Annotated in this window: 2 protein-coding genes; one reads left to right on the top strand and one right to left on the bottom strand. The window is 74.8% G+C overall.

Going from position 1 to position 1,153, the window contains the following annotated elements; genetic code table 11:
- Positions 1–473, bottom strand: a 473-nt coding sequence (locus HMPREF0731_RS19280) for an MFS transporter (protein ID WP_040614065.1), incomplete at its 3' end; no start/stop codon positions are given.
- Positions 474–557: 84 nt separating this feature from the next.
- On the opposite strand from HMPREF0731_RS19280, the gene HMPREF0731_RS19275 reads away from it, so the two are divergent.
- Positions 558–1,153 (top strand): LysR family transcriptional regulator (locus HMPREF0731_RS19275; protein ID WP_040614067.1); only part of this gene is annotated, 596 nt, incomplete at its 3' end.

Genomic DNA, 1,153 nt, shown 5'->3' with positions numbered 1-1,153 from the left:
GCCGCGGCGATGGCCGTGCCGAGCGGCACCGCCGCCTGGCGGCAGCCGGTGGCCAGCCCGCGATGCTGCGGCGGGAACCAGCGCAGGATGGCGCGGGTGCCGCCCGGCTGCACCGCGGCATAGAGCATGCCGAGCGCCAGCAGCGACCCCAGCAGCGTGGCGTAATGCTGCGCCAGCAGCGCGCCGAGCCCGGCGGCCAGCCCCATGCCGAGCATGGCCAGCGCCACCACCGCGCGCTCCCCATGCCGGTCGATCAGCCGGCCGAGCAGGAAGAGCGAGAGGATCTGCCCGCCATTCATCACGGTGACGGCCAGCGCCGCCTCCGCCCGGCTGAGGCCGAAGGCGTCGCGGAAGACGGGCACCAGCGTGTAGACGCCCTGCGAGACGATCGACCCCGCCATCTGGGTGAGCATGGCGAGGCCGAGGATGGCCCAGAGCTGCGCGCCCGGGCCGGAAGCGGTGGTGGTGGACATGGCGCCAGCCTGGCCCGCCGCCCCGTCATTGCAGAACCCACCGCTTCCTGCTTTCAGTGATATCGGTTCGATATGGTGGAGGCGATGCGCAGCCTGGACCCCGATGCCGTGCATGCCTTCGTCCTGGTGGCGGAGCTGCGCAGCTTCACCCGCGCCGCGCGGGTGCTGAACAGCAGCCAGGCGGCGGTCAGCCTGAAGCTGCGAAGGCTGGAGGATCGCCTCGGCCAGCGCCTGCTGGAGCGCACGCCGCGCGCCGTGCGCCTCTCCGCGGCCGGCGCCGCCTTCCTCGACCAGGCCAGGCTGCTGGTGGAGGCGCATCGCCGCGCCCTGGCGGTGTTCGAGCGGCCGGCGGCGCGGCTCGGCATCGGGCTCAGCCACCATATCGTCGGCGCCGAGCTGCCGGGGCTGCTGGCGCGCCTCGGCGGCGGGGCGGTGGTGGATCTGCGGGTCGGCGGCACGCGCGACCTGCTGGACCGCTACGATGCCGGCGAGCTGGATGCGGTGGTGGTGCTGCGCCACGACGAAAGCCGGCGCGGCGGCGAGGTGCTGCTGCAGGAGGGTTTCGCCTGGTTCGCCGCCCCCGGCTTTGCCGCGCCGCCCGGGCCGCTGCCGCTGGCCACCCAGCCGGAGCCCTGCCATCTGCGCGCCATGGCGGTGGGCCGGCTGCAGGCGGCCGGCCT

The sequence above is a fragment of the Pseudoroseomonas cervicalis ATCC 49957 genome, assembly GCF_000164635.1.
Classification (GTDB): Bacteria; Pseudomonadota; Alphaproteobacteria; order Acetobacterales; family Acetobacteraceae; genus Pseudoroseomonas; species Pseudoroseomonas cervicalis.
The sequence above is the reverse complement of the archived record's forward strand: the minus strand, read 5'-3'. Positions and strand labels throughout refer to the sequence as shown.